The organism is Flavobacterium niveum, from assembly GCF_055231775.1.
Genome location: NZ_JBUYSX010000003.1, coordinates 177430 through 203316, shown reverse-complemented (window position 1 = coordinate 203316; position 25887 = coordinate 177430). Strand labels below are relative to the sequence as shown.

The following is a 25887-nucleotide window of genomic DNA, read 5'->3' as shown; positions in this document are numbered from 1 at the left end:
GACATGAGCAACTATCAAAGCAGGGAACAGTCTTTTTTAGCTCCGGAGGAGCGGCATATCTATAGCAAATGGTTCAGGGCTTACACGGGAGTTCCGGAGGAACGGCATATAATCGTAAAGATATGCCGCTCCTCCGGAGCTCTGTCACTCTTGCGTTTCCAATTTCTATAGATATGCCACCCCTCCGGGGTTCACCAATCGGCGGGATTTGTAGAATGCGGAAAGATATATACAAAGTCACTTTTTTTATTTTTTGTAAGTTTTTTTTAGCAAAATATTAGGCATCCGTTACTGCATTTCTCTATACTTTAGTAGCTAAATGAATCCTAAGGCAAAAAAGTACATCCGCAAATCCCTTAAAATACTCGCGTGGACCATCGGGAGTATCATTGCATTGTTTTTACTCATCGTTTTGCTGCTACAAATCCCCTACGTACAAAACAAGGTAAAGGACTATGCCGTAAACTATTTAGAGAAGAAAATAGGCACCGAAGTGCAGATAGGCCGTATAGAAATCGGCCTGCCAAAAAAGGTAATCCTGAAGGATGTGTACTTTGAATCGCAGCAGGGCGATACACTGCTGGCAGGCGAAAAACTGGCCGTGGACATCAGCCTGTTTAAGCTTATGAGCAATGAGGTGGAGATAAACAGCATCGACCTGCAGGGCATTACTGCCAAAGTAGCCCGCAACAAGCAGGGCGTGTTTAACTTTGACTACATCATCAAGGCTTTTGATAGTGGCAAGCCAAAGGACACCACGGCTGCCCCTATGAAATTCTCCATCAATAAGGTAAAGCTGCAACGCATCCGCGTGAAGTATGACGACGATATTACGGGTAACTACCTCACCGCCGGGATTACCGATTTTGAAACCCGCTTTAAGGAGTTCGACCTGGATAAGCTGGCGTTCAGCATCCCCGATGTAAAACTGCACGGGGTGAAAGTCCGCTTTAAGCAAAGCATGGTCGATGAAATAGCCCAGACCACACAGAAAGTTGCCGAACAAGCCAGCAGCAAGCCGGGCTTGTCGTTAAAGCTGGGTAGTATCGACCTTGCCGATATAGATGTGGGCTATGACAACGAAAGCAGCAGGCTGGACACCGGACTGAAACTGAAAAAACTGGTAGCCGAAGTAAATGAGGTAAACCTGCAAAAACAGCTAATAGACCTTGAAAAACTGGAAATAACCGGCCTTAAAGGACAACTGGCTATGGGCAAAGCCAAAAAACAGGCCGCAGATACGTTGCCCGAAACATCCGCTGCTGTACAACAGGCACAATGGACATTTAAGTTGGGGGAAACCGACCTGAAGGATATTGCTTTTAAGTTTGATGACCAAAACGCAGCGCCCGTTGCCAAAGGGATAGACTACAAACACCTTGATATAAAAAACCTTAACCTGAAAGCAAAAGACTTATCGTATACTGCAAATGCCATTTCGGGGGATATAGAAAAACTTACCGTACAGGATAAAAGCGGTGTAAACGTGCAGGAGTTGCGTACAGAGTTACTATACGGAGCCAGGGGTGCCGAGCTGAAAAACCTGTACCTTAAAACCCCGAATACGCTGCTGAAAGACCACATTGCCGTGGCCTACCCTTCGCTACAGGCGGTGCAGAAAAACATCAATACGTTACAAGTAAATGCCAATATAAATGGCAGCAAAATAGGTTTTAAGGATGTGTTGCTTTTTGCACCGCAGCTTGCCAATACAAACCCGTTTAAGGATAACCCGAACGGCACGGTATACCTTAGCACCAATGTACAGGGCACTGTTGGCGATTTGGATATAGGCAACCTGGAACTGCACGGCATAGGCAAGACCGTAGTGGCTGCCAGCGGCCGAATAAAAGGCCTTCCCGATATTAAGAAAACGCACTTCGACCTGGACATACGCCAGTTGGAAACCACCGCTAAGGACATCAACAGCTTTGTACCTGCGGGTACCATACCCCCTACCATACAAATCCCGGAAAGCATAGCGGTAAAGGGTTCGTTTAAGGGTACGATGAATAACATCAATGCCAACCTTAACCTGGACAGCAGCTACGGCAATGCAAAAGTGAAAGGTATTTTTGACCAAAGCCGTAAGGGGGCCGAAAAATATGATGCCTTTGTAGACATTGACAATTTCAATATCGGTAAGCTGATAAAGAACGATTCTATAGGGCGTATCAGCATAAAGGCTAAGATAAAAGGCACGGGGCTTGACCCGAATACTGCCAATGCATCGTTTAAAGGCACGGTGATTAAAGCCGAATACAACGGCTATACGTACCAGCACCTTTTTGTAGACGGCAAGATAAACAACGGCACTTTTAACGCCACCGCCAATATGGACGACCCTAACCTGGATTTCGACCTGGATGCTTCAGGTGGGTTTAAAGGGAAATATCCTAAGGGCAAGGTGCGCCTGAACATAGACATCGCCGACCTTGAAAAGCTGAACCTGCATGCCGGTCCGTTAAAACTGCGTGGTAATGTGGATGCCGATATAGACGATGCCAACCCCGACAACCTGAACGGTCGTGTGGCAATCCACCATTTTATGTTTGCCAATGAAAGCGAACAGTTTGCGTTGGATTCCATCAAGATTGTGGCGCTTTCTACTGCTGATACTACCGATATACACATCGATTCGCAATTCCTGAAGGCAAAGGCGGTGGGTAAATACAAGCTTACGCAACTGCCCGCAGCCATACAGCATACCATTGCCAAATACTACAACACCGGAAAAACACAGACGCTGGAAAAACCTGAAAACCCACAGCAGATAACCTTCAGCCTTAATGTAGATAATGACCCTATTATCAGCAAGCTGGTACCGCAGATTACCCGCCTGGAGCCAATTGCCATTAAAGGCGGTTACAACAGCACAAACGACAGCCTGGTGCTTAATGCCAAGGTACCACGCGTGATTTACGGCAACAACACCATTTCTGGTGTGGAGGCGAATATAAAAACAACCGATACCGCAATGGTGTACGCCGTGCGTGTGGAGGGATTGGAAAACAGTACGTTCCAGTTGGGGCAAACTTCGGTTACGGGAGATATTAAAGACAACACTGTAAACTACCGCCTGGAAATAGACGACCAGAAAAAGAAACAGCAGTACATGCTGGCCGGGCAAATGAAGCAGGTAAACGGCAATACGGAAGTCAGCCTGAACCCGGACGGCTTGATGCTGAACTACGAAGAATGGCAGATAGCCGAGGGTAACCTCATCCGCCTGATGAACGGTGGCGGGCTGTACGTGGATAACTTTGAGCTGAGCAAGGACAACGGTTCTATAAAGCTGCAAAGCGAATCGGAAAGTGCCAATGCCCCACTGGACGTAGCCCTGACCGATTTTAAGATAGAAACGCTTACCAACGCCATACAGAAAGAGGAATCGAAATTTAAGGGTACCATTAACGGCACCGCAAAAGTACGCGACCTGAACACCAGCCCGGTATTTGAATCGCAACTGGATATTACTGATTTTGCCGTGGCAAAAGACACCGTGGGCAACATCAAGATAAATGTAGACAATAAGGTAGCCAACACCTTTACCGCCGATGTGGCCATTACCGGAAACGGCAACGATGTAAAACTGGACGGTAACTACAACACCACTGCCAGCAGTTTTGACCTGAACCTGAACATCGGTACGCTGAACATGACCAGCATACAGGCGCTGTCGTTCGGGGCGCTTAAGGAGAGCGACGGGCACCTATCTGGTCAGTTTGATATCACCGGTACGGCTGCCGACCCCAACATCATAGGTGACCTGAAGTTTAACGATGTAAGCTTTAAGGTTACACAGTTCAACGCGCTGTACAAGGGCATTAACGACAATATCCGTTTTACAAACGCGGGTATTCAAATGGATAACTTTAAAATACAGGACCAGAAAAACAACCTGCTTACTATAAACGGCAGCATAGCCACTACTGATTATAAGGCGTTTGGTTTCAATATGAACGTTACTGCCGAGAACTTCAGGGCGATAAACAGCAAGGCCAAGGACAACGACCTGTACTACGGCGACCTGTACCTTGATGCCGACCTGAATATAAAAGGCACACTGGAAAACCCAGTGGTAGACGGTGAACTGAAGATAAATGAGGATACCAACTTTACCGTAGTAATGCCGCAGCAGGATCCGCGCATAGCCGACAGGGATGGCATAGTGGAGTTTGTAGACGAGGATAACATAGAAGCCATGCAGCGCCTTAAAATAGAGGAAGCCGTAAACAAGTCGCCACTGGAAGGCATGGATGTTTCTGTAAGTATAGAAATCGTGAAGGAGGCCACCCTGAACCTTGTGATAGACAAAGGCAACGGCGACTTCCTGGAACTGAAAGGCGAAGCACACCTTAACGGCGGCATAGACCCATCGGGTAAAACCACGCTTACAGGCCGCTACGAGTTTAGCGAAGGTGCGTACCAAATGACCTTCAACTTCATCAAACGGAAATTTGACATACAAAGTGGCAGCTATATACTGTGGACCGGTAACCCTACCGATGCTACACTGAGCCTTACTGCCGTTTACAAAACTGAAGCCCCTCCTATCGACCTGGTAAGCGACCAGTTAGGCAACCAGCCTCAAGGAAGCATCAACATGTACAAGCAAAAGATACCCGTAAATACGCTGCTGAAAATAAACGGCGAGCTGCTGAAACCCGAACTTTCGTTTGACATTGAAATACCTGAGGGCAACTACAACGTATCAAGCGACGTTATCAGCACTACCGAAACCAAGCTGGAACAGATACGCCAGCAGCCATCGGAACTGAACAAACAGGTATTGGCACTGTTGCTGCTGAACAGGTTTATAGGCGAAAACCCGTTTGCCAGTGAGGCAGGCGGCACCAGCGCCGAAGCCCTTGCCCGCCAGAGTGTGAGCAAGATACTGTCGCAACAGCTTAATAATATTGCCGCCGACCTTATTAAAGGTATTGAACTGAATTTCGATTTAGAATCGACCGAGGATTATACCACAGGCGAACAGGCAAACCGGACCGACCTGAATGTAGGTGTATCTAAAACCCTGTTTAACGACCGCCTTAAAGTAACTGTGGGCAGCAGCTTCGGGCTTGAAGGCCCCCAACAGGCTAATGAGCAGACCACCAACATAGCCGGTGACGTATCATTGGATTACCAGCTTACACAAGACGGCAGGTACCTTGTAAGGGCCTACCGTACTAACGAATACCAGGTAGCGCTGCAGGGACAGGTAATAGAAACGGGCGTTTCGTTTATCATTACCATGAACTATAATAAGTTCCGCGAGCTGTTCCACCGCACACAGGCAGAGAGGGACATGATGGCCCGTGAACGCGAACGCAAAGCCCGCGCCCGAGAGGAACGCAAAAAGGAAAAAGCGGAAGCCAAAGCCAAAAAGAAACAGGAAGAAAAGAAAAATAACGATTTGCCACCAAACAGCACTAATGATGAAGATACTGATAAATAAGCCGTTGTGCCTTTTACTGCTTGTTGTTTTTGCTTTTGGTTGCAGCAACACAAAACACCTGCCCGATGGCGAAATGCTGTACACGGGCGGCGAGGTTACCGTTAAGGACAGCCTGATGACCCGCAAACAGCGCAAGGCCATGCAAAAGGAACTGGAGGCACTGCTGCGCCCCAAACCAAACAGCAATGTATTTGGGTTGCGGTTTAAGCTGTACTTCTATAATTTGGCCGGAGAGCCTAAAAAAGAAAAAGGCTTCAGGCACTGGCTGCGTACCAAAGTGGGTGAACCCCCGGTACTGTTCAGCCAGGTAGACCTTGACTATAATGCCGATGTGCTGCAAAGCTATGTAGAGAACAAGGGCTACTTTAAAACCCGCACCTCAGCCGATTCCATTTCAAAAAACAGGCGTGCCAAAGCAATGTATACCGTAACCACCGGCAAGCAGTTTAAGATACGTAATGTTACCTTCCCTGAAGACAGCATGGGTACCCGGCTGGAAAAAGCCATATCGCGCACGCAGCGCCGTACCCTGCTAAGATCTGGCGACCCGTATGACCTTGACGTAATAAAATCAGAACGCGAACGCATAGACAACCGCCTTAAAAACCGTGGCTATTTTTACTTTAACCCCGATTATATACTGGTACGGGTAGACAGCACCGTGGGCAACTACCAGGTAGACCTGAAGGTTGTGGTGAAATCAACTACACCTGAAGAGGCTACCAAGCCGTATAAAATCAACAAGATTATCATTTACCCGAACTATTCGCTTACCAACAATACAGACAGCATAGCCGTGAAGCCCGATGCCGTGGTGCATTACAAGGATTTTACCATAATAGATTCGGCACACACCTTCCGCCCCATAATTTACGACCGTACACTGTTTTTCCACAAAGGCGATATTTACAGCAGGCGCGACCATAACCTGTCATTGAACAGGCTGGTAAACCTGGGTACATTCAAGTTTGTAAAAAACGAGTTCCACCCGTCTGATTCCGTAAAAAATGCACTCGATGCGTACTATTACTTTACGCCCCAGCAAAAGAAATCCATCCGCGTAGAAACTACGGGTAAAACCAATTCGGCCAACTACAACGGTGCCGAAATAAGCGTAAACTGGAGCAACCGCAATACCTTCCGTGCGGCAGAGCTGCTTACCATATCGGCCTTTGGCGGTATGGAGGTACAGGTAGCAGGCCAAAACAAGGGCTACAACGTATACCGCATAGGTGGCGAAACCAGCCTTGTATGGCCGCGTTTCATTACCCCGTTTAAGGTAAAGGACAGCAGCGCCTTTGTGCCAAGGACTAAGGCATCGCTGAGTTATGAGTTCCAGAAACGGATACATTTGTATGCGCTGAACTCCTTCCGGGGGCAGTTTGGTTACCTGTGGAAAGACAACATACGCACCGAGCACCAGCTGTTTGTAACCGATATTAACTTTGTAGGCCCGGCTAACGTAACCCAGGAATACTACACCCAGATTAACGGTAACCCGGATGAAGGCATCCCCGCAAACCCGGCCCTGCAAAAGGTGATAGACAAGCAGCTCATCTTTGGGCCTACCTATTCGTACAACTACACCAATACCATGCAGAAACGCAAGAGGCATACCTTTTACTACAAAGGCTCTATAGACCTTGCGGGTACCATAACCGGGCTTGTTACGGGGGCTGATATTAAGGGTGGCGATACCATAAACGTCCTCAAAGTGCCGTTCAGCCAGTTTGCCAAGACCGAACAGGATTTTCGCCATTACCTGAAACTGGGCGAAAACTCGCAACTGGCCAGCCGCATTATTGTGGGTGTGGGCTATCCGTATGGCAACTCCTCTTCCCTGCCCTACATCAGGCAGTTTTTTATAGGCGGGGTAAACAGCATCAGGGCATTCCGTGCGCGTTCCATTGGCCCCGGCGGTTACGACTACAGGAGTACTCCGGGCTACGATGCCGGTTCGTTTTTGCCCGACCAGAGTGGCGACATAAAACTGGAAATGAATGCCGAATACCGCGGGCAGCTGTACCGTATTTTCCACGGGGCGGTGTTTGTAGATGCCGGTAATATATGGCTTTGGAACAAAGACCCGCTAAGGCCGGGCGCAGAGTTCAGCAGTAAGTTTACCGACCAGATTGCCGTAGGTACCGGTGCAGGTTTGCGACTGGACCTTTCTTTCCTGATACTACGTGTAGACCTGGCCTTCCCTATCCGCAAGCCGGTAGTTAATGAAGGATTCCAGTGGGTATATGACAAAATTGAATTTGGCAGTCGCAGCTGGCGCAAAGACAACCTGGTACTGAACATTGCCATAGGCTATCCTTTTTAATTTTTTGTAAGATTTTATCATTATCTTTAGCTTGAAAAAGAAAAATTTAATCCATTCAATCTAACTGATTATGAAAAAATTGCTTACCCTGATGGGCATAGCCGTGTGCTGTTGCTCCTACTCTCAATGCTGGCAATCTGTATTTGCCGGAGATGCTACAAGTTTTGGCATTCAAACCGACGGCACACTCTGGGCCTGGGGCGTTAATGACTTTGGTGAAATAGGAAACGGTACTACCGATGACCAATATCTTCCTGTAAAAATTACTACCGACACGGACTGGCTCTCTGTATCTGAAGGCTTCGCGCATACCATAGCTTTAAAAAACAATGGCGATATGTGGGTATGGGGCATGAATAATAATGGACAGCTTGGTATTGGTACTACTGAAGAACTACATACACCACATTTTTTAAGCAGTGATTGGAAATTTGCAACTTGTGGATGGGGAAACACATTAGCTATAAAAACAGATAATACGTTATGGTTATGGGGAAGTTTAACGTATTTATACAATAATGGAACATCTTCTGCAAGCTACAGTCCCATACAATTAGGCACAGAAACGTCATGGAAATCCGGAGCATCCGGAAGCTTTCATATTCTTGCTATAAAAGAAGATGGAACTTTATGGGGACGTGGGGGGAACTACTCAGGTCAGGTTGGTGTAGGAAATTCTAATGATATATATGAGCTTACCCAAATAGGAAATGAGAATAACTGGAAATCAGTCACTGCCGGTAGTACGCATAGCTTAGCAATTAAAACAGACGGTACACTATGGGCATGGGGGTATAATGGAAATGGCCAAATTGGGAATGGTACCTTTTCAGATAGTAATGTTCCTGTGCAAGTAGGCACTGACAACGACTGGATGCTTGTTATTGCGGGCCAAGGAAACAGTCTTGCTTTAAAAACAGACGGAACTATATGGGGATGGGGATATTTAGCTGTAGGAGGTGTATCGCCTTTTTCTAATAATGAACCATTACAAATTGGCACCTCAGATAACTGGACAGGAATTGCCGCAGGATATTTTTACGGACTGGGCGTAAAATCTGACAACACTATATGGGGATGGGGAGATAACGGGTACGGCAACCTGGGTATTGGTAATACAGATTTTGCAGTTTCGCCCGTACAGGTACTGTGCCCTACAGCAGGCGATGACGAGCATAGCAAAGCCATCTTCACCCTCTACCCTAACCCGGTGCATGATAAAATAAATATCACCGCTGTGGGTAGCGGGATAAAATCGGTAACGGTAGATGATATATCGGGCAAGAAGGTTGTAGCTGTTGAAGGAAACCAACGCAATATTGATGTAAGCAACCTGCAAAGCGGGCTTTACATTATAAACGTAGTAAGCGATACAGGCCAAGCCTACACACAGAAGCTTATAAAGGAATAGCATATAAACCGGGACACTATGTTCCGGTTTTTTTATAGCTTTGGCAAAAAACCAGCCGATGTATTCGCATACTTATGTAAAGCCCATTTCTGTATTTAAAACCATTGTAGGCTACGGTGCCATATCCTTAGGGTTATTTTTCCTGATTGTTGGCGCCCTTTTTGAACACGTTTTAATTATCATAGGCGTTTTATTAACCATAGTAGGCATCAACATCGCCTCTACCGAAGGGGTGCAAATGGATTTTAAAAACAGGCGCTTGCGTACCATATGGTCGGTGCTCGGCGTGAATATTGGCAAGTGGCAGCCTGCCCCTGATTTTGAATACGTATCGGTATTCCTCACCACCGAAGTACAGCAGGTGAATGTAGCCTCTATACCCGGGCGTATTGTAAATGAGGTTATTGCTGTAAATGCGTTTTACGGCAACCGCCACATTACCTTTTACCACACTAAAGATAAAGACAGGGCACTGCGCGTAGCCGATAAATTCCGAATGGCTTACAGCATACCGGTACTTGACGCTACAGGCGAAGAAAAAATATGGCTCCATAAAACGGAGGGATAAAAAAAGCGATGGTTGTCCATCGCTTTTTAGTTTATGCTTTAGGCGTTTCTGCGGGTGCAGGCGCCGTACGTTGCCTTTTCTCCGGCCTGATAATCATACGCAGTGGCTGGTCCCATGAGAAATACGATACCATCCAGTTCCAGAAGGTAATAAGCCTGTTGCGGTAGGTTAATAGCGACAGCAAGTGGATAAACAGCCACATCATCCAGGCAATAAACCCTTTAAAGTGCAGCTTCGGGCTTGGCAGGTCTACCACGGCCTTGTTCTTGCCTATAATCGCCATAGAGCCTTTGTCATTATATTTAAATGGTGTAAGCTGTTCGCCCCTAACCATCTTTTTAAGGTTCTTCGCCAAATGCTTACCTTGTTGTATCGCAACCTGAGCCACCTGTGGATGCCCCTGAGGCCACGCTTTTTCGGCATCCATATAGCAGGTATCGCCTATGGCATAGATGTTAGAGGTATTCACCACCTTATTTTGCGCATCTACTATCATACGTTTGGCACGGCCAAAACTTTCCTGGGGTATACCGTCAAACGCACGGCAGCCTACGCCCGCAGCCCATATAAGGTTCTTGCTTTGTATGGTTTCACCATTGCTCAGGAAAACGGTATCGTCTTTAAAATCGGTAACGCGGCAGTTCAGCTTCACCACCACACCCAGTTTGGTAAGGGCATCGTAGGTATCTTTCTGGCTTTCCTTGCTCATCGGGGCAAGCAGCACATCGGCGCCGTCTACAAGGTATACGTTACTTACGCTGGTGGCCAGCTCAGGATATTCCTTACGCAATACGCCCCTCCTCATTTCGGCAAACATACCCGAAACCTCTACACCTGTAGGGCCACCGCCTGCCACTACTATGTTCATGTACTTACGGCGTTCGCGGCTGTTAGAAAAACGCGTGGCCTTTTCCATACGCTGCAGCAGCTTGTTGCGCATTTCCAGGGCATCGTTAAGGGTTTTCATCGGTATGGCATTTTTCTTCACGTTTTCCATACCGAAATAATTGGTCTCGGCACCGGTGGCAAATACCAATATATCATACGGCAATTCGCCGTTGTGGAGCACTGCTATGTTTTCATCGGCTTTTACAGATACCATTTCGCCCATGCGGAAGTGTACGTTTTCCTTGCCCCTGAAATATTTACGGAATGGGTAACTGATACTTGATGGCTCCAGGTAAGCCGTAGCCACCTGGTAGATAAGCGGCGGAAAGAAGTTGTAGTTGTTCTTGTCTACCAGCGTTATCTCGAAGTTTTTATTATCGGCGAGTTCATTGGCCAGGTTAAGCCCTGCAAATCCCCCTCCTATGATTACTATCTTCATTGAAATTGTGGGTGTTATATTTAAGTCGTATAGTTGCAAAAAAAATCCCTATAAAATTAAGATTTTGCCTGTTAATGTGCAAAGAACGGCAGGGTTAATGGCAAAATTTATGAAATAATTAGCGTAGGCAAATTGCAGTTGACAATGGCTGAAAAAAGCCCTTTAAAAATTACCGCACCTTATATAGATTTGTTAATATTGTAGCCTTAGCCTTATCTAATTTTTACTTTTGATGTAGTAATGTATAGCTGCTATGAAAAACATTTTCACTAAAAGGACGCTGCAAAGCAGTGCAACCGTACTAAAAGAAACTTTTAAGGGCTTTATGGCCGACAAGGGGCTTAAGCTAAGCGCCTCTTTGTCTTACTACACCCTGTTTTCATTAGCGCCAATGCTGCTGCTCATCATATCTGTGGCGAGTGCCTTTTTCGGGCGCGATGCCATAGAAGGCCGTATGTTTTACCAGATGAACGACCTTATAGGCAACCAGGCGGCCACACAAATACAGCAGGTAATTAAAAACCTGGAGCTGTCGGGCAAGACTACACTGTCGCTGGTTATAGGTGCCGTAACCCTTATATTGGGTGCCACTACGGTTTTTGGCGAAATACAGGATTCCATAAACATGATATGGAAAGTAAAGGCCAAACCGAAGAAAGGCTGGCTTAAATTGATTAAAGACCGCCTGCGTAGCGGGTCCATCATTATAGGATTGGGATTTTTGCTGATTGTTTCGCTGATTGTAAACGGTGCCATAGTAGCACTGAACGACCTGCTGAAACACTGGCTGCCTGATTTCACCATAATCATATTCAATTTAGTGAACGTGGCAGTAAGCTTTATGGTAATAACCGTATTGTTTGGTGTAATATTTAAGGTACTGCCCGATGCCAAAATTAAATGGCGCGATGTACGTGCCGGAGCCTTCTTCACGGCTTGTTTGTTCCTGTTCGGGCGTTACCTTATAGGCTTGTACATTACCACAACCGGTGCGGGTTCGCCTTATGGTGCCGCCGGGTCTATCATTGTAATATTATTGTGGATTTACTATACAGCCGTAATACTGTATTTTGGTGCCGAATTTACACGCACCTACGCCATATACAAAGGCAGGCACATACAACCGGCAGACTACGCCGTATATGTGGAACAACGTGAATTAGAGCGTGAAAAAGCTGATGTTACAACACCGCAACCGCCTGCACCTAACGTTTAAGGATGATGCGGGTTTTGCGCAGCTGGCGTTCCATTTTGTCTTTTATTTTGCGGTGGTATACAAAATAGCCGCCCACAGCGCCTACTACACTTCCCAAAACAATATCGGTAAAACGTGCGGCGACCAGTTCGGCGGGTTTACCCGAGAGTGAACTGCCAAACTCGGCAAGTAAAAGCGTAAGGCCGGTAATGAAGATTACCGCAAGGCCATAGTTGCGCGTAATGAGCATTTCCACCACAAACTGCATCAGCATGATGCCCAGGCAAATGCCCCATACGGGCAGCTTTAGCAGCAGTAACAAATACGCCAGCCCCAAGCCTAAAAATGTACCGATGATACGTTGCAAACTGCGCTGCCAGATGTGTTTGGCCGATACCCCCTGCAATACCGCAAGGCACGATACAGGTACCCAATACGGGTTTTCGAGTTGGAGTATTTTTGCCAAAGCAAGCGAAATACCTAACGTGATGCCGAATATGGCCGATTCTGCCGTGCCGCTGAAAATATTTTTCTTTAAAATGATGGTTTCCTCTGCCTGAGGATTTTTGGTGCGTACCATAAAACCGTAAATGAAAGCCAATAGGCAGGCACCGATGCACCCCATAGTGGCATAGCCCGTCTTTACAGGTATTGCAGCAGCATCAAAAGGCATGCAAAGCCCTACCGCTGCCAGCATTATGAAAAAGAAATTGCCCGGCGGCCTCAGCTTAAAGTAGCGTGTAACCCAGTGTACCGAAAAGGTATACAAACCTAAAAACACACAGGCTGACCAATCGGAAAAACTGAACAACAGCCCCGCAAAAAACGATACAATAAGCCCGAAGGAACAGGCCATAAGGGTTATCATCCTCCGGGTAAAGGAAGCCTCAGGCAGGTAGAGTATTACCAGCCCCGCCATACTTGCGGTAGCCCCTGCCCTTACATTGCCCAGCAGGTAACCTGCAAGCAGTGGCAGCCCCACACACAATGCGGCCAAAAACGGTATGTGCCAGCTGCGTACCTGCGGTTTTATGGCATACAGCTCCCTGAATTCCTGTACAACTTTCATAGTGCTGCAAAATTACGGCACAATACACAAAGAAAAAACTCCCCTTGCGGAGAGTTTTGTGAATTGGAGTATGTATGAGAATCAATCGCTATATTTTCAGGCGGCCTTCAAGGCTGTTGTCGTCTATACTGGTGCCCACTATGGCGCCCAGTGCGTAGTTTATCATGGAAATCATTTTCCCGTGCTTGGTATCCCAGTAGTAGGCATCAAGCGGTTCTACCTTAATCACCGTGGCTTCGGGGTCATTTTTACCTTCCTCAAACCAGGTTTTGGCTATTGGGGTCCACACCTCTTCTATATGGCTGCGGTCGGTATAAATGGTCGCCTTGCCAAACACAGACATAAAGTGCGCATCGGCATTTTTAGAGAAGATGAGCTGCACCTCGTTATCGTGGTTTATCTCAAAGTTCTTGTTACTGCTTTTAGAACTCAGGAACCAAAGATTGGCCTGGTCGTCTACCTGCAGCACGCTCATGGGGCGCACCGGCACAGGGCGTACAGAAAGTTCGGTACAGAACATGCACATTTTTATATCCTCGGCCATTTCCTTAATCTTAGCAATGGCGTCGTTGCTGAATAAGTCTTTATGGTTATCTGACTTTTTACGGTTACTTGACATGGTTTTTAGATTTTAAGGTTAAACATCTGTACGTTCTGATACCCAGTCTACCGCATGCTGGTAATCGTCCTTAGGGAACCCGCGGAACTCACCCGGCATTACCTTGCTAAAGGCACTGGTAAACTTCTGCACACCTTCCGAATCGGTGATGATGGCAGCACGGTTCCATTTGGTAATGTTCTCTATGCCCAGCAATGCATCCTGTAGCCAGGCGCCTGCTGTAAAATCCTTAACCGAAGTATCGAGCAGCAACAGATAATTCAGTTTGCCGTAGTTGTCTACCAGCTCGGCCACCTGTTCTTTTACTACCTCAAAATCGTCTTTGGTTACCTCCCCGTCGGCACGGAAAGCCACCATATTATCGGGTACATTTTGAATCTGCGTTATCATAACATTTTGTTTTTGAAGTTATTCAGATTCAAAGTTACCCTTAATACCGGTCAACAAATGTTACCGGCTTCACAATTGACAGCCAACGAAATGATAAAATACCAAGCCCCTGTTTAAGGTTTATTTTTCCAAAAATTCTTTAAGCGAAGTGCCCAGTATATACGTCCACCCTTTGGTGAATGATTCCCTTGCAAAATCTTTCAGCGCCGGGAAGGTTTCCAGTCCCGTATGGGTAAGCACCAGCCTTGTACCATCGCCTTCCGGGAACAGTTCCCATGTTACAAACGATTGGCCTTCGTAGCCATCGTACGTCCAGCTGTGGGTAAGCTTTTGTTGCGGTACCACTTCGGTAACTTCGCATATGTGCAGGTATTCCTGTTCCTTGCTGCCGCCGGTAAACTTAAATACAAAACCAACCTCGGGTTTAAATTCCTCCAACTGAAAATACCACTGTTTCATCTTCTCGTTGTCGGTAATGGCCTCCCATACTCTTTGCACAGGGGCATTGTACACACGTTCTGTAACTAATGCTTTTGTTTCCATATTGTTTATTGTTGATTATTACGTTGTTCGTTTTCCAGGAAATCGCCCAGGGCATCCAGCTTCCCGTTCCAGAATTTACGGAAGTGGCCTATCCATTCCTCCACTTCCCTGAGCTTTTCCAGGTCGGCGCGGCAGTAGCGTTCCCTGCCCTGCTGGTGTATTACCACAAGGCCGCATTCGGTAAGTATTTTTATGTGCTTTGATATAGCAGGGCGGCTCACATCAAAGTTATCGGCCACCGCATTAAGGTTCAGCTGCTTTATAGCCAGCAGGTTTATGATTTCCCTGCGTGTTGGGTCGGCTATGGCCTGGTAAACATCCCTTCTCATATATTATTAAGTAACCATTCGGTTACAAATATAAAGAAACCGAACGGTTACACAATGCTGTTTATGAAAAAATTTACAGGGATTTTTGCATGCGGTAGTCTTCCATAAAGAAACCGTGGCCTATGTCTACATTTTCTTCGCCAAGGTTTACAAAACCTGATTTCAGGTAAAAATGGTAGGCGGGGTTAAATCGGTTTACATTAAGGATGAGGTGTTTATCACCTACTGCACGTACTAATGTTTCCACTTCCGTTACCAAAGCCCTACCCGCGCCTTTACCGTGTGCCTCGGGCAATACATACAATTTATGGAGCTTGGAAACACCCTGTTGGTAACCCGTTTGGTACGATGCAAAGCCCAAAATAATACCATTATCTTCAATAAGCAGGAAATAGTGGTTGTGCACCTCTATTTGTTCTTGTATGGCGCTGCGGCTGTACATTATGCCCAGCATATAATCCATTTGTTCTGTGGTAAGTATGTTGCCGTAGGTGGCGTGCCAGGTTATTACGGCTATGTGGTATATAGTATCGTAGTCCTCTATAGAGGCTTTTCTTATCAGCATAACGAAAGTTTAATTTGAAAAAAATGCCGTATTTTCGGGCATAATTTACTTTTGTAAAGGTATACATTTTTGTTTGGCACGGATATTGGAATGTATAAATCAACCTAAAATAAAAAGTTTACACAGCAGCATTAACAACTTTACCCTGATCATGAAAACTAATTTTATAAATACTGTTTTAATCCTTTTCCTGTCGGTCAGCAGCCTTACGGCACAGAACGTTACCACAGTGAGGGCCAACAACAGTGATATAAGCGATAACCTTGATTTGCAGGCCGTAGCCTCAATTTTTGGTGATTCGGCTGACCTGGAAGATTTTGAACGCAGGCTGAACGACCCTGATATCCAAATATCTAACCTTGACCTTAACGGCGATGGCCGTGTAGACTACCTTAGGGTAGTAGAACTTTCGCAAAGCAACACCCACGTTATAGTACTACAGTCCGTTTTGGGCGTAGACACGTACCAGGACGTGGCCACTATAGAAGTAGAACGCGACCGCTATAACAACGTATCGGTTCAGGTAGTGGGCGACCCTTACATTTACGGCCCAAGCTATATTTATGAGCCCGTATATGTAGCAAGGCCTGCATTGTTCGGATTGTTTTGGATGAGTTCCTACAGGCCGTACTATTCGCCTTGGTACTGGGGTTACTACCCTAGTTATTATTCTTACTGGGCGCCATGCCCGGTATACAGGTACCGTAACCATGTGCATGTACATATAAACACCCGCAACAGCTATACCTATTCAAACAGCAGGCGCAGCAGCCGTGCAGCATCTATGTACGCACCAAGGCGCAGCAATGCCTACGAAAGGCAGCACCCTGGCAACTCATTTGCAACACGCAATAACAACGCCCGCAACCACTATGACCTGGAGCAAAGCCGTGCTAACGGTACCCCTGTACGCGGTGCCCGCACCCTTAACAGCAATACAGGTTCACGTGGGGATATGGCTACCGGCAGCCGCAGCACTACAAACAGCTTTAGCAGCGGCAGGCAAAACGGTACAAGGGCAGTAAACCAGGGTGGCAACAGCCGTAACAATACCGTACAGTACCAGGGCGGCCGCGATAACGACCAGCCTGCTACACGCAGCAACGATTTTTCTACAAGGAATAATAACAACAACTTCGGTACGCGAAACAACAATAATGTGGTACGCAGCCGTGGTAACGATGATAACAACACCCCGGCAAGGAACTACAGCACACCATCGCGTGGGTACGATGCCCCTTCAAGAGGTAACAATAACAACACGGTTCGCAGTAGTGCACCACCGGCATCCAGGGGTAATAGCTCGCCAACCACACGCAGCAATGCACCGTCTATGCCAAGGCAAAGTGCCCCGGCCCCATCAAGAGGTGGAGGAGGTAACGGTGGCGGAGGCCGTTCGAGAGGATAATTATTTTTTCTTACATAAATTTGGGTTAGTATAAATTTCCGGGACGGACAGCATGTGAGGGCTGTCCGTTCTTTTTTATATACACTCCTATATATTACACTACCCTTTTTATACCACCCTCCTGCTGTTTATGGCGAGTACCCATTCGGCACGGCCGCATACAGTGCAGTTGGCCTGTGTGGGTTCCAGCTTTTGTGTATTGGCACAAAACGTACAGGCATAAATACCCGATTTCGGTATCACGGTATTTTTCAGCGCAAAAAGCTGCGGGCGTATGGGCAGCCCGTATTTTATATCCTTTTCTTCATAAAAGAACACGCTTATGGCGCCGTTAGTTTCCACATAGGCATTACGCACCTGCCCTAAATGCTCTATGGATTTCAGGCGGAGTTCGGCAAAAAACTCATCTTGTGCCAGGTCTTCGCGCTCAAAGCTCTTTATAGAAAACTGCCCGTCTTCTATAATGCATTGCGCACTGCCCTCCATAAAATTTTCAAACCATTTGCTTTTGGCCAACAGCCAGGTAACACAGCGGTACATCATTAATATAATGGCAAAAACCGTAATGGCCGGTATAAGGCCTACATCTTCATAAAACATAGGGTCGCCCGCCGCCGAGCCAAGCGAAATTATAATCACCACCTCAAACACCGACAGTTGCTTTACACCCCGCTTGCCTGTAAGCTTCAGTGTAAGCAGCACTACAAGGAACATTATAACGGTACGGAAGGCTACCTCTGCCAGGAAAGTTACGGGCAAATCGTTAAACAGCAGCCTGTCCCACTCGAATATACTTTTCATTTATACAGAATTTATTTATAAAGTTAGTATGCAGCGTTTTATCCTTAACAAACATTAGCACAACTTTAATATGGCCTTATACCTGCCGGCCAAGTGCCACAGCTAACTTTATAACTGCAAACAGATTAAAAACCAAAACATAATAATTATGAGCAGGAAAGTAGCCATACTGGCAACCCACGGATTTGAGGAAAGCGAACTGAAATCGCCAAAAGAGTATATTGAGCAACAAGGCTGGACAGCCGAGATTATAAGTCCCGAAAGCGGCAGCATTACCTCTTGGGCAGATAAAAACTGGGGTGCAGAGTATACTGTAGACAAAACCCTTGCTGAGGCATCGGCCAGTGACTATGATGCGCTGGTTTTACCCGGCGGTGTTATAAACCCGGATAAGCTGAGGACTAATGATGATGCACTGAAGTTTGTAAAGGATTTCTTCGACCAGAAGAAACCTGTAGCAGCCATTTGCCATGGCCCGTGGACACTTATTAACGCAGGTGTTGTTGATGGCAGGAAAGTGACTTCGGTTAAATCCATAAGCCAGGATCTAATAAACGCCGGGGCACAGTGGAGCGATGAAGAGGTAGTGGTAGACAATGGCCTTGTTACCAGCCGTACCCCTCAGGATTTGCCTGCTTTTAATAAAAAGCTTGTGGAAGAAATAAACGAAGGCAGGCACCAGCTGCAGCACAGCTAAAAACAGAAATAAAGCTTAATTCATCATTCAGCAAAGGGAAGCTTTTATGTATTGCACATAAAAGCTTTCTTGCTATATTTACGTACCTTAAAACAATCATTTATTATGAAGAAATTTATGCTGCTCCCCATACTGCTTGTGGCAGTAACTGCATTTGCCCAACTTAAACCTGTAAGCTATACCGAAGGAAGCCAAAAGTTAACCGGCTTTTCGGCGGTACCTGAAAAACCTAAGAAGAAAAAAGCCGGTGTGCTGATACTGCCTGCATGGATGGGTATTAACGACCACTCTAAAGAAGTAGCCGCAAAACTGGCCAAAGACGGCTATTATGCCTTTGTAGCCGATATTTACGGTGAAGGCAATTACCCTAAAGACACTAAAGAGGCCGGCGAAAAAGCAGGCTATTATAAAAAGAACTATAAGGAGTATGTAAAACGTATTTCGGCAGCACTGGAACAGCTGGTTGCATCGGGTGCCGATGAAGATAATATAGTAGTTATAGGCTACTGCTTTGGCGGTACGGGCGCACTTGAGGCTGCACGTGCGGGGCTTAATGTAAAAGGTGTGGTAAGCTTTCACGGTGGCCTGGGCAAAGATGCATCAAGGGCTAACGGCGAAATAAAGCCAAAAGTACTGGTACTGCACGGCGCAGATGACCCTTATGTTCCCGCTAAGGATGTTGAAGGTTTTATGAAAGAAATGAAAGACGGCAAAGCCGATTGGCAAATGGTATACTACAGCGGTGCGGTACATGCCTTTACAGAGAAAGAAGCCGGTAACGACAACAGCAAAGGCGCTGCTTATAATGCACTGGCCGACAAACGCTCATGGAATGTGTTCCTTGATTTTATGAGGGAAATAACGCAGGGCAAAGAAAAATCGGGTAAAGAGCCTGTGCAGGGCGAAAGGAAAAAAGCAGCGCTAAACAAGGCTGCCGAAAAAGAAAAATCTAAAGAAACCGACGAAAATTAAATTTTTCCGTTAAAATAATAAAACTATAGAAGGCTCGCTTATTGCGGGTCTTCATTTTTTTCAATAGCTTTAACCGCATCAAAAAAACCAAAAAAAACACCATGGCACACGACAAACTTAGGGATGATACCGAATGCCAGAACTGCGGGCACCAGGTAACTGAAATCTACTGCCCCCACTGCGGGCAGAAAAATACCGAGACACGGCAAAGCTTTGGCCACCTTGTGGGGCATTTTGCCGAAGACCTTACCCACTACGACGGTGCTTTTTGGAAAACCATAAAGTACCTTATTTTCCGCCCTGCAAAGCTTACTATAGAATATCTTGAAGGTAAAAGGCAAAAGTATGTGCCACCGGTAAAGCTGTATATTTTTGTAAGTTTTATTACTTTTTTGCTGATAGGCATAATGCCGAAAAAAGAAATAGATAACACTTACCTGCCCAAGACATCGTTCAGTATAAAACAGAAAGGTGATTTTGAAATCAATTCAGATGATGTAGCAGACAAACATTCCCATAAGCCCGTTAAGCTTCAAAGCGGTGAGGAAATAACCAGCCTGAAAAAGCTTGATTCCGCACGGCAAGTACCGGGCAACCATATAAGTGATTTTGAATACACATTTGCAAAAAAAATGCTGGAGGCGCAGTATGGTAACATACCTGCAGACGGTTTTGTTGAGGCTTTGTTCCACCTGCTCCCTAAAGTATTGTTTCTTTATATGCCTATTTTTGCCTTTTGGTTATGGCTGTTCCACAGCAAAAAACGCTGGCTGTTCTTTGACCATGGCATATTTACACTGCATTATTTTTCTGTACTGCTGTTACTTACCTGCTTTGGCACAATTACTTACAGGCTGGCAACCTATATAAGCGAAGACCTTAGTGGTATCCTGTCCCTACTGCTGACCTTAACTATATTTTGCTATACCGTTTTTTATTTTTTCCGGGCACACAGCAGGCTGTATGGCGGCCATAAAGCAATCTCAAGGTTAAAATCTTTTTCCCTTTTTATCGTTAATATAATAAGTATCGCCGTAGTTATGGCAATAGCCTCGGTTTACATTATCTTTACCATGCATTAATATTTCGTATGAAGAATTTATTTATAACAGGATTTTCAATCCTCCTGCTTGCTTGCAGCACCGTTAAAGACACAAAAAAAGACTACGCCGCTGCCCCGGTAGAGCAGTACATGAATACCATAACGGCACAAGACCTTAAAAAACACCTGTACATAGTAGCAGCCGACTCTATGCAGGGCCGTAATACCGGCAGCGAAGGCCAGAAAAAAGCCGGTAAGTACCTGATAAGCCAGTATGAGGCAAACGGTATTTCGTACCCCAAAGCAGCCAGCGGCTGGTACCAGACTGTACCGGCGGCATTTATGGCCAGGTCATTCAGCCCGAATAAACTGCCCGATTCTGAAAACGTATGGGCATTTATAGAAGGCACCGAAAAGCCGGAAGAAGTACTGATTATCTCTGCACACTACGACCACGTGGGCATGAAAAACGGCGAGGTATACAACGGCGCCGACGATGACGGTTCGGGTACGGTGGCGCTACTGGAAATAGCACAGGCGTTTATGGAAGCCAAGAAACAGGGTTACGGGCCTAAGCGCTCTATATTGTTCCTACATGTTACGGGTGAAGAGCACGGGCTGCATGGTTCGCGCTTCTACAGCGAAAACCCGTTGTTCCCCATTGCCAACACCATTGCCGACCTGAACATTGATATGATAGGCCGCAGGGATGAAGAGCATGCCGATAATGGTAACTATATATACGTGATAGGATCGGACAGGCTGAGTACCGACCTGCATAATATTAACGAAGCTGCCAATGCAAAGTATACACACCTGGCACTGGATTATAAGTATAATGAAAGAAGCGACCCTAACCAGTTCTACTTCAGGTCAGACCACTACAACTTTGCAAGGAAAGGCATCCCTATCATTTTCTACTTTAACGGTGTGCATGACGACTACCACAAGGCAACCGATGAAGTTGAGAAAATAGAATATGACCTGCTGGCCAAACGCGCGCAACTTGCTTTTGTAACCGCCTGGGAACTGGCAAACCGCGATAACCGCCCTGTTGTAGATAAAGACGGAAAATAAAACAAAATCCCCTGAAGGTGCAGTACTTTCAGGGGATTTTTAATTTTAACATGCCTCCCCATTTATTAGAGTCAAAGCTTAATATACTCTCCTGTTTTAGCGCAGGCAAATTTTACTACCGGGATTTCCCCTATTTTTAAGTTATTAAGTAAATATTATTCACTACACAATCAATATTTATTCGATATTCAAATTTAATAGACTACAAAAATGTGACATTCGTAATTTTCACACTTTTTTAAGTAATGTATTTATTAATTTTATATCAACAAAACGTGATTAAGGAAGGTAATGTGCCATGGCGCGGGTATGTTATTTTCATTCAAAAACTTATTCAAAAAATCAAATCAGTTATGGAACCTTATTTTTTGTTATTGCAGTTAGAAGATGAGCAAGGCCATATACCTGATGAGGATACCGCAAAAATATGCGATACCGCTGCACAGGCATTAATAACAGGCAAGGCCAATATTGTTTGTATGAGGAATGACACGGGCGTATCTGAAGACCTGCGCGCCCACGCCAGCACACTAAAGCGTTTTACCACCTACATTATACTACAGGTACAGGCTACAAGCTGCGACCTGGTATACAATGCGGTTTTTTTGCGGAAAATATACAGGTGGCTTAAAAACCCGTGCAATACCGAACTGGTACACACCGAAAACAACTACAGGCTTATAGCGGTTACTTAGTTGGCTTACAGCGGCACAGTACTATTGCTGGGACTTGTTTTATAACGGTACATTACTTACATTTGGTAATTAACCGCTGACCTTTTATGAGCACCTTCCAATCGCAATATGACGAAGTAACCGAATTGCTTCGTTTTGATGACTTTTCGCTTGTGGTAAAAAGGATAATAGACTTTACCCTTGATACCGAGAAAACAGCTTTTTATAAAGAAACTACAACCCTGCTTAACTGGCTGGATACCAACCCTGCCCCACAGGAAATAAAACAGCGTGCTGAAACTTTACTGCAAAAGCTATATGCGGAACTGCATGCCAAGCCCATACACCCACCGGGAAAAATAGCCGAAGGGCGCGATTTGCGTAAGCAATATTCGCGCTCGGCATTCAGCCTGGGGCCGGTAAACCTGTCGCTAAACTATGGCGACATCATAGGCCTTGTGGGCGAAAACGGTAACGGTAAAACCACCCTGCTGCGCGTACTGTGCGGCGAACTGGAACCCGATGCCGGGCTGCTGCAATACAGCTTTCCGCATAACGACCTGTATGACCTGAGGTCGAAGCTGATATACATACCCCAACGCACCCAAACCTGGTACGGCCCTGTACTGGAAAACCTGCTGTTTGCGGCTACCTGCCATGGCTACGCACCTGAAGAAAGCGTACTGGTTACTGAACTGCTTATAGCCCGCATGGGGCTGAGGAAATTCCGTAACCACCGCTGGAAAGACCTGTCATCGGGCTACAAAATGCGTTTTGAGCTGGTGCGCATGCTCCTCAGGAAACCTAAAATATTGCTTATAGACGAACCGTTGGCCAACCTTGACATCATAGCACAACAAACGGTGCTTGAAGATTTCAGGTTCATAGCAAAATCGCCGTTCAGGCCGCTGGGCATCGTGCTGAGTTCGCAGCAGCTTTATGAGGTAGAGAAAACATCAGACCAGGTGATTTTCCTGAAACAGGGCGTACAGAAAAACCTGAAAAATACCCACGAAGATGCCGCAGAAGAAACCCTGCCACTGGTTATAGAATTTGAAAGCGAATGGACACAGGGTGTACTACACGAAAAGCTGGGTGCACTTGGCCCTGTAAACCTGCAGTTTAACGGCGGTACTTATGTAGCTACCTTTACTGATAAGGCTACGGTAAATGAATTCCTTAGCACCGTAACTGCGCAAAACATTCCCCTATCCTATTTCAGGGACATCAGTAATTCTACACGCCGTTTCTTCGTATCATAAAAACCAACCGCCATGCTAAATAAGATTCAACAACAACTGCTTTTAAAATATCCACTGCTGTGGAATACCCGCATAGTGCCGGTAATACTGGCATCTGTTATAGTACACCTGCTGGTGTTTTTATCGGGCTACTCCGTGGGTAGCATCGATTTCAATTCAGGCAGGAACAAATACCTGGACGACGAAATACTGGGTACAATAGTATTTGTTTCTACCATTATGGCGGTACTCATACTCATTGCCTGGCTGGTGTTTTACTTCCGCAACAACAGGACCAAGAGTTTCTACCCGCTGGGTAAAAATGATTTGTACAAAGAATGGCTGCTTATAGTAATCATCTGCATGGTAAACTGCACCTATTTTTTAAGCTATGTAACCGGTACCAACACACGCCTGAAGGGTTATATGAGCCACGAAGAATTTGAGCACCGTACGGAAATCATTGCCATGTCCGAAATTTTTACCGGTGACGGCAATTATAGTTATGGATATTCTGACTCTATAGCATCTGACGGCGATATGGTAACGTACTTCGGGAAAAAATACAATTATTTTTCCCTTATGAACAGGCGCATACAAAGTTTCCCGCATTATGATAATAAAAGGGATTCTATCATAAGCCACCGCGTAAAGCTTTGGCTTCACGAAAACCGGAAAGACAGTGTGCTGTGGATGATGCAGGAAATGGAGAAAATTGTAAAGGCACACAATATGAAAATGTCTGTCACCCCGCAGGAGTGGCTTGGCCTAACCTATAACCCAACCGAGTTTACTGAGTTCGATTATATTAATGAAAGGGACAGGTATACCGCCTTTAACGCATATGATGAATATAACAGCAACTATGATTACCGCTATAGCCGGTACGGTTATAATGACGATCAAATATTAGCCGAAGATATCAGGTCTGTAAAAATGGGTGATTCAATACTTATTATCAACAGATATGACAGCACCAAAATAGACCTGGTTACAAACGAGGTAAAATTTGAGCAGGGCCTACCCTATGTTTACCCTAAAAAGTACGTACCTATCCACAAAATGAGGGATGCCTACGAAAAAATATCGTATGCCTATAATTTTGATGAAGCCTACTGGATAGGCTGGGCAGGGTTAACATTCTTTGCCGTAACACTGGCATCGCTTATATTTTCATTCAGGGTAACCTCAGTAAACAGTTGGGTTATAGCACTGATAGGCCTCGCCATAGTAGCCATAATTTCTACTATAACCATGGCGCTGGTAAGCGAGCTGGGCATGATGCGCGGTAAAACTACCGGCATTACCTTTTTAATGTTCTGGATACTGCTGGAAGTTGCCCTGGTTCTCAACTTTACCTCTGTAGGTGCAGGAAACAAAAGGTTTAAGGCCATAGCCCTAAATGCTGCCTTATGGCTGCTGCCGTGGGTATTGCCGGGCATAATACTGGTTATTAACCTGTATGAAGACATTAGTGTAGACTATAGGGAACGGCAATTTGAAGATTTCATTGAAGATAATGTACTCGCCGTTTCCGGAGCCTGCCTTGTTGCCTATATGGTAATGATGTATTTTGTAACCGGCAGTATAAAAAAATGGCGTGGCATAGCCGAAGGGTAAATTAAAGGATACTTAACGTTATTGCCGTATTAAACTATTGTTAGTACATTTGCAATCCTTATGCAGAAAACAGTAAACATACTAAACAAACGCGCACGTTTTGACTACGAGATACTGGAACGCTACACAGCGGGCATAGTACTTGCAGGCAGCGAAATAAAATCCATACGCCTGGGCAAGGCTTCTATTGCCGAAAGTTTTTGCGAATTCCAGAACAGTGAGCTTTTTGTAATAAACAGTAACATAGAAGAATACGCCTTTAGCCGCAGCTTTAGCCACGCCCCTAAAAGCGAGCGTAAGTTGTTGCTGAACCGACGCGAACTGAAAAGCCTTGAAAAAAGCGTACAGAACCAGGGCCTTACCATAATACCCCTTAAAATGTTTACCAATGAAAAAGGGATAGCCAAGCTGGAAATAGGCCTGTGCCGTGGTAAAAAGAACTACGACAAGCGCGAAACCATGAAAGAGCGTGACACTAAACGCGACCTGGACAGGATTAAGAAAATATACAAATAACAAAAAAACGCTGCTTATAAAGCAGCGTTTTTTTGTATA

General features: G+C 45.7%; 22 protein-coding genes. 14 read left to right on the top strand and 8 right to left on the bottom strand.

What is annotated here, in order from left to right:
• The first annotated feature begins 319 nt into the window (after positions 1–319).
• The 4 genes from ACZIX4_RS09215 to ACZIX4_RS09200 all read left to right on the top strand — a co-directional run bounded on the left by ACZIX4_RS09215 (position 320) and on the right by ACZIX4_RS09200 (position 9763).
• Positions 320–5458 (top strand): translocation/assembly module TamB domain-containing protein, encoded by a 5139-nt coding sequence (locus ACZIX4_RS09215; RefSeq protein ID WP_463335339.1) that lies wholly within the window; start codon positions 320–322, stop codon positions 5456–5458.
• On the top strand, positions 5436–7784 hold the full coding sequence (gene tamL, locus ACZIX4_RS09210) for a translocation and assembly module lipoprotein TamL (protein ID WP_463335338.1): 2349 nt from the start codon (positions 5436–5438) through the stop codon (positions 7782–7784). The genes ACZIX4_RS09215 and tamL overlap by 23 nt, the downstream gene beginning before the upstream one ends.
• 70 nt (positions 7785–7854) lie before the next feature.
• Entirely contained in the window at positions 7855–9195 is a 1341-nt protein-coding gene (locus ACZIX4_RS09205; protein WP_463335337.1) for a T9SS type A sorting domain-containing protein, read from the top strand.
• 58 nt (positions 9196–9253) lie between these two features.
• Positions 9254–9763 carry a hypothetical protein gene (locus ACZIX4_RS09200; protein ID WP_463335336.1) on the top strand — a complete coding sequence of 170 codons (510 nt, stop codon included), beginning with the start codon at positions 9254–9256 and terminating at the stop codon, positions 9761–9763.
• Between the two features lie 31 nt (positions 9764–9794).
• On the opposite strand, the gene ACZIX4_RS09195 is transcribed toward ACZIX4_RS09200, so the two are convergent.
• Complete coding sequence (locus ACZIX4_RS09195) at positions 9795–11090, bottom strand: NAD(P)/FAD-dependent oxidoreductase (protein ID WP_463335335.1); 1296 nt, start codon at positions 11088–11090, stop codon at positions 9795–9797.
• Between the two features lie 253 nt (positions 11091–11343).
• Between ACZIX4_RS09195 and ACZIX4_RS09190 the strand changes: the two genes are divergently transcribed.
• Complete coding sequence (locus ACZIX4_RS09190) at positions 11344–12306, top strand: YihY/virulence factor BrkB family protein (protein WP_463335334.1); 963 nt, start codon at positions 11344–11346, stop codon at positions 12304–12306.
• Here ACZIX4_RS09190 and ACZIX4_RS09185 read toward each other — a convergent pair.
• The 6 genes from ACZIX4_RS09185 to ACZIX4_RS09160 all read right to left on the bottom strand — a co-directional run bounded on the left by ACZIX4_RS09185 (position 12296) and on the right by ACZIX4_RS09160 (position 15800).
• Positions 12296–13354 (bottom strand): FUSC family protein, encoded by a 1059-nt coding sequence (locus tag ACZIX4_RS09185; RefSeq protein ID WP_463335333.1) that lies wholly within the window; start codon positions 13352–13354, stop codon positions 12296–12298. The genes ACZIX4_RS09190 and ACZIX4_RS09185 overlap by 11 nt on opposite strands.
• A gap of 88 nt (positions 13355–13442) precedes the next feature.
• Entirely contained in the window at positions 13443–13973 is a 531-nt protein-coding gene (locus ACZIX4_RS09180; protein WP_463335332.1) for a pyridoxamine 5'-phosphate oxidase family protein, read from the bottom strand.
• Positions 13974–13991: 18 nt separating this feature from the next.
• Positions 13992–14363, bottom strand: coding sequence for a SpoIIAA family protein (locus ACZIX4_RS09175; RefSeq protein WP_463335331.1), 372 nt, complete (start codon positions 14361–14363; stop codon positions 13992–13994).
• 120 nt (positions 14364–14483) lie between these two features.
• Positions 14484–14906 (bottom strand): SRPBCC family protein, encoded by a 423-nt coding sequence (locus ACZIX4_RS09170; protein ID WP_463335330.1) that lies wholly within the window; start codon positions 14904–14906, stop codon positions 14484–14486.
• A 5-nt stretch (positions 14907–14911) separates the two neighbouring features.
• On the bottom strand, positions 14912–15235 hold the full coding sequence (locus ACZIX4_RS09165; protein WP_463335329.1) for an ArsR/SmtB family transcription factor: 324 nt from the start codon (positions 15233–15235) through the stop codon (positions 14912–14914).
• 73 nt (positions 15236–15308) lie between these two features.
• On the bottom strand, positions 15309–15800 hold the full coding sequence (locus ACZIX4_RS09160) for an N-acetyltransferase family protein (RefSeq protein ID WP_463335328.1): 492 nt from the start codon (positions 15798–15800) through the stop codon (positions 15309–15311).
• A gap of 151 nt (positions 15801–15951) precedes the next feature.
• Here ACZIX4_RS09160 and ACZIX4_RS09155 point away from each other — a divergent pair, with 151 nt between their 5' ends.
• The gene (locus ACZIX4_RS09155; RefSeq protein ID WP_463335327.1) at positions 15952–17208 is read left to right on the top strand and encodes a hypothetical protein; all 1257 of its coding nucleotides are present in this window, start codon (positions 15952–15954) and stop codon (positions 17206–17208) included.
• Between the two features lie 108 nt (positions 17209–17316).
• Here ACZIX4_RS09155 and ACZIX4_RS09150 read toward each other — a convergent pair whose 3' ends face one another.
• Positions 17317–18009, bottom strand: a complete 693-nt coding sequence (locus tag ACZIX4_RS09150) for a DUF421 domain-containing protein (RefSeq protein WP_463335326.1) — start codon at positions 18007–18009, stop codon at positions 17317–17319.
• A gap of 148 nt (positions 18010–18157) precedes the next feature.
• On the opposite strand from ACZIX4_RS09150, the gene ACZIX4_RS09145 reads away from it, so the two are divergent.
• The 8 genes from ACZIX4_RS09145 to smpB all read left to right on the top strand — a co-directional run bounded on the left by ACZIX4_RS09145 (position 18158) and on the right by smpB (position 25848).
• The gene (locus tag ACZIX4_RS09145; RefSeq protein ID WP_463335325.1) at positions 18158–18706 is read left to right on the top strand and encodes a type 1 glutamine amidotransferase domain-containing protein; all 549 of its coding nucleotides are present in this window, start codon (positions 18158–18160) and stop codon (positions 18704–18706) included.
• 105 nt (positions 18707–18811) lie between these two features.
• Positions 18812–19678, top strand: a complete 867-nt coding sequence (locus ACZIX4_RS09140) for a dienelactone hydrolase family protein (protein WP_463335324.1) — start codon at positions 18812–18814, stop codon at positions 19676–19678.
• A 101-nt stretch (positions 19679–19779) separates the two neighbouring features.
• A complete protein-coding gene (locus ACZIX4_RS09135; protein ID WP_463335323.1) occupies positions 19780–20760 on the top strand; it encodes a DUF3667 domain-containing protein in 981 nt (326 codons plus the stop codon).
• Positions 20761–20768: 8 nt separating this feature from the next.
• Entirely contained in the window at positions 20769–21797 is a 1029-nt protein-coding gene (locus ACZIX4_RS09130; RefSeq protein WP_463335322.1) for a M28 family metallopeptidase, read from the top strand.
• A gap of 353 nt (positions 21798–22150) precedes the next feature.
• Positions 22151–22492 (top strand): hypothetical protein, encoded by a 342-nt coding sequence (locus ACZIX4_RS09125; protein ID WP_463335321.1) that lies wholly within the window; start codon positions 22151–22153, stop codon positions 22490–22492.
• An 86-nt stretch (positions 22493–22578) separates the two neighbouring features.
• Positions 22579–23733 carry an ABC transporter ATP-binding protein gene (locus ACZIX4_RS09120; RefSeq protein ID WP_463335320.1) on the top strand — a complete coding sequence of 385 codons (1155 nt, stop codon included), beginning with the start codon at positions 22579–22581 and terminating at the stop codon, positions 23731–23733.
• 12 nt (positions 23734–23745) lie between these two features.
• Positions 23746–25332 carry a hypothetical protein gene (locus ACZIX4_RS09115; protein WP_463335319.1) on the top strand — a complete coding sequence of 529 codons (1587 nt, stop codon included), beginning with the start codon at positions 23746–23748 and terminating at the stop codon, positions 25330–25332.
• 60 nt (positions 25333–25392) lie between these two features.
• Positions 25393–25848: an SsrA-binding protein SmpB gene (smpB, locus tag ACZIX4_RS09110; RefSeq protein WP_463335318.1), complete on the top strand. Its 456-nt coding sequence runs from the start codon at positions 25393–25395 to the stop codon at positions 25846–25848.
• Positions 25849–25887: the final 39 nt, after the last annotated feature.

Excerpts from the sequence above, each read along its gene's own strand:
- ACZIX4_RS09215 (WP_463335339.1), top strand. The coding sequence starts at position 320 with ATGAATCCTAAGGCAAAAAAGTACATCCGCAAATCCCTTAAAATACTC.
- tamL (WP_463335338.1), top strand. The coding sequence starts at position 5,436 with ATGATGAAGATACTGATAAATAAGCCGTTGTGCCTTTTACTGCTTGTT.
- ACZIX4_RS09205 (WP_463335337.1), top strand. The coding sequence starts at position 7,855 with ATGAAAAAATTGCTTACCCTGATGGGCATAGCCGTGTGCTGTTGCTCC.
- ACZIX4_RS09200 (WP_463335336.1), top strand. The coding sequence starts at position 9,254 with ATGTATTCGCATACTTATGTAAAGCCCATTTCTGTATTTAAAACCATT.
- ACZIX4_RS09195 (WP_463335335.1), bottom strand. The coding sequence starts at position 11,090 with ATGAAGATAGTAATCATAGGAGGGGGATTTGCAGGGCTTAACCTGGCC.
- ACZIX4_RS09190 (WP_463335334.1), top strand. The coding sequence starts at position 11,344 with ATGAAAAACATTTTCACTAAAAGGACGCTGCAAAGCAGTGCAACCGTA.
- ACZIX4_RS09185 (WP_463335333.1), bottom strand. The coding sequence starts at position 13,354 with ATGAAAGTTGTACAGGAATTCAGGGAGCTGTATGCCATAAAACCGCAG.
- ACZIX4_RS09180 (WP_463335332.1), bottom strand. The coding sequence starts at position 13,973 with ATGTCAAGTAACCGTAAAAAGTCAGATAACCATAAAGACTTATTCAGC.
- ACZIX4_RS09175 (WP_463335331.1), bottom strand. The coding sequence starts at position 14,363 with ATGATAACGCAGATTCAAAATGTACCCGATAATATGGTGGCTTTCCGT.
- ACZIX4_RS09170 (WP_463335330.1), bottom strand. The coding sequence starts at position 14,906 with ATGGAAACAAAAGCATTAGTTACAGAACGTGTGTACAATGCCCCTGTG.
- ACZIX4_RS09165 (WP_463335329.1), bottom strand. The coding sequence starts at position 15,235 with ATGAGAAGGGATGTTTACCAGGCCATAGCCGACCCAACACGCAGGGAA.
- ACZIX4_RS09160 (WP_463335328.1), bottom strand. The coding sequence starts at position 15,800 with ATGCTGATAAGAAAAGCCTCTATAGAGGACTACGATACTATATACCAC.
- ACZIX4_RS09155 (WP_463335327.1), top strand. The coding sequence starts at position 15,952 with ATGAAAACTAATTTTATAAATACTGTTTTAATCCTTTTCCTGTCGGTC.
- ACZIX4_RS09150 (WP_463335326.1), bottom strand. The coding sequence starts at position 18,009 with ATGAAAAGTATATTCGAGTGGGACAGGCTGCTGTTTAACGATTTGCCC.
- ACZIX4_RS09145 (WP_463335325.1), top strand. The coding sequence starts at position 18,158 with ATGAGCAGGAAAGTAGCCATACTGGCAACCCACGGATTTGAGGAAAGC.
- ACZIX4_RS09140 (WP_463335324.1), top strand. The coding sequence starts at position 18,812 with ATGAAGAAATTTATGCTGCTCCCCATACTGCTTGTGGCAGTAACTGCA.
- ACZIX4_RS09135 (WP_463335323.1), top strand. The coding sequence starts at position 19,780 with ATGGCACACGACAAACTTAGGGATGATACCGAATGCCAGAACTGCGGG.
- ACZIX4_RS09130 (WP_463335322.1), top strand. The coding sequence starts at position 20,769 with ATGAAGAATTTATTTATAACAGGATTTTCAATCCTCCTGCTTGCTTGC.
- ACZIX4_RS09125 (WP_463335321.1), top strand. The coding sequence starts at position 22,151 with ATGGAACCTTATTTTTTGTTATTGCAGTTAGAAGATGAGCAAGGCCAT.
- ACZIX4_RS09120 (WP_463335320.1), top strand. The coding sequence starts at position 22,579 with ATGAGCACCTTCCAATCGCAATATGACGAAGTAACCGAATTGCTTCGT.
- ACZIX4_RS09115 (WP_463335319.1), top strand. The coding sequence starts at position 23,746 with ATGCTAAATAAGATTCAACAACAACTGCTTTTAAAATATCCACTGCTG.
- smpB (WP_463335318.1), top strand. The coding sequence starts at position 25,393 with ATGCAGAAAACAGTAAACATACTAAACAAACGCGCACGTTTTGACTAC.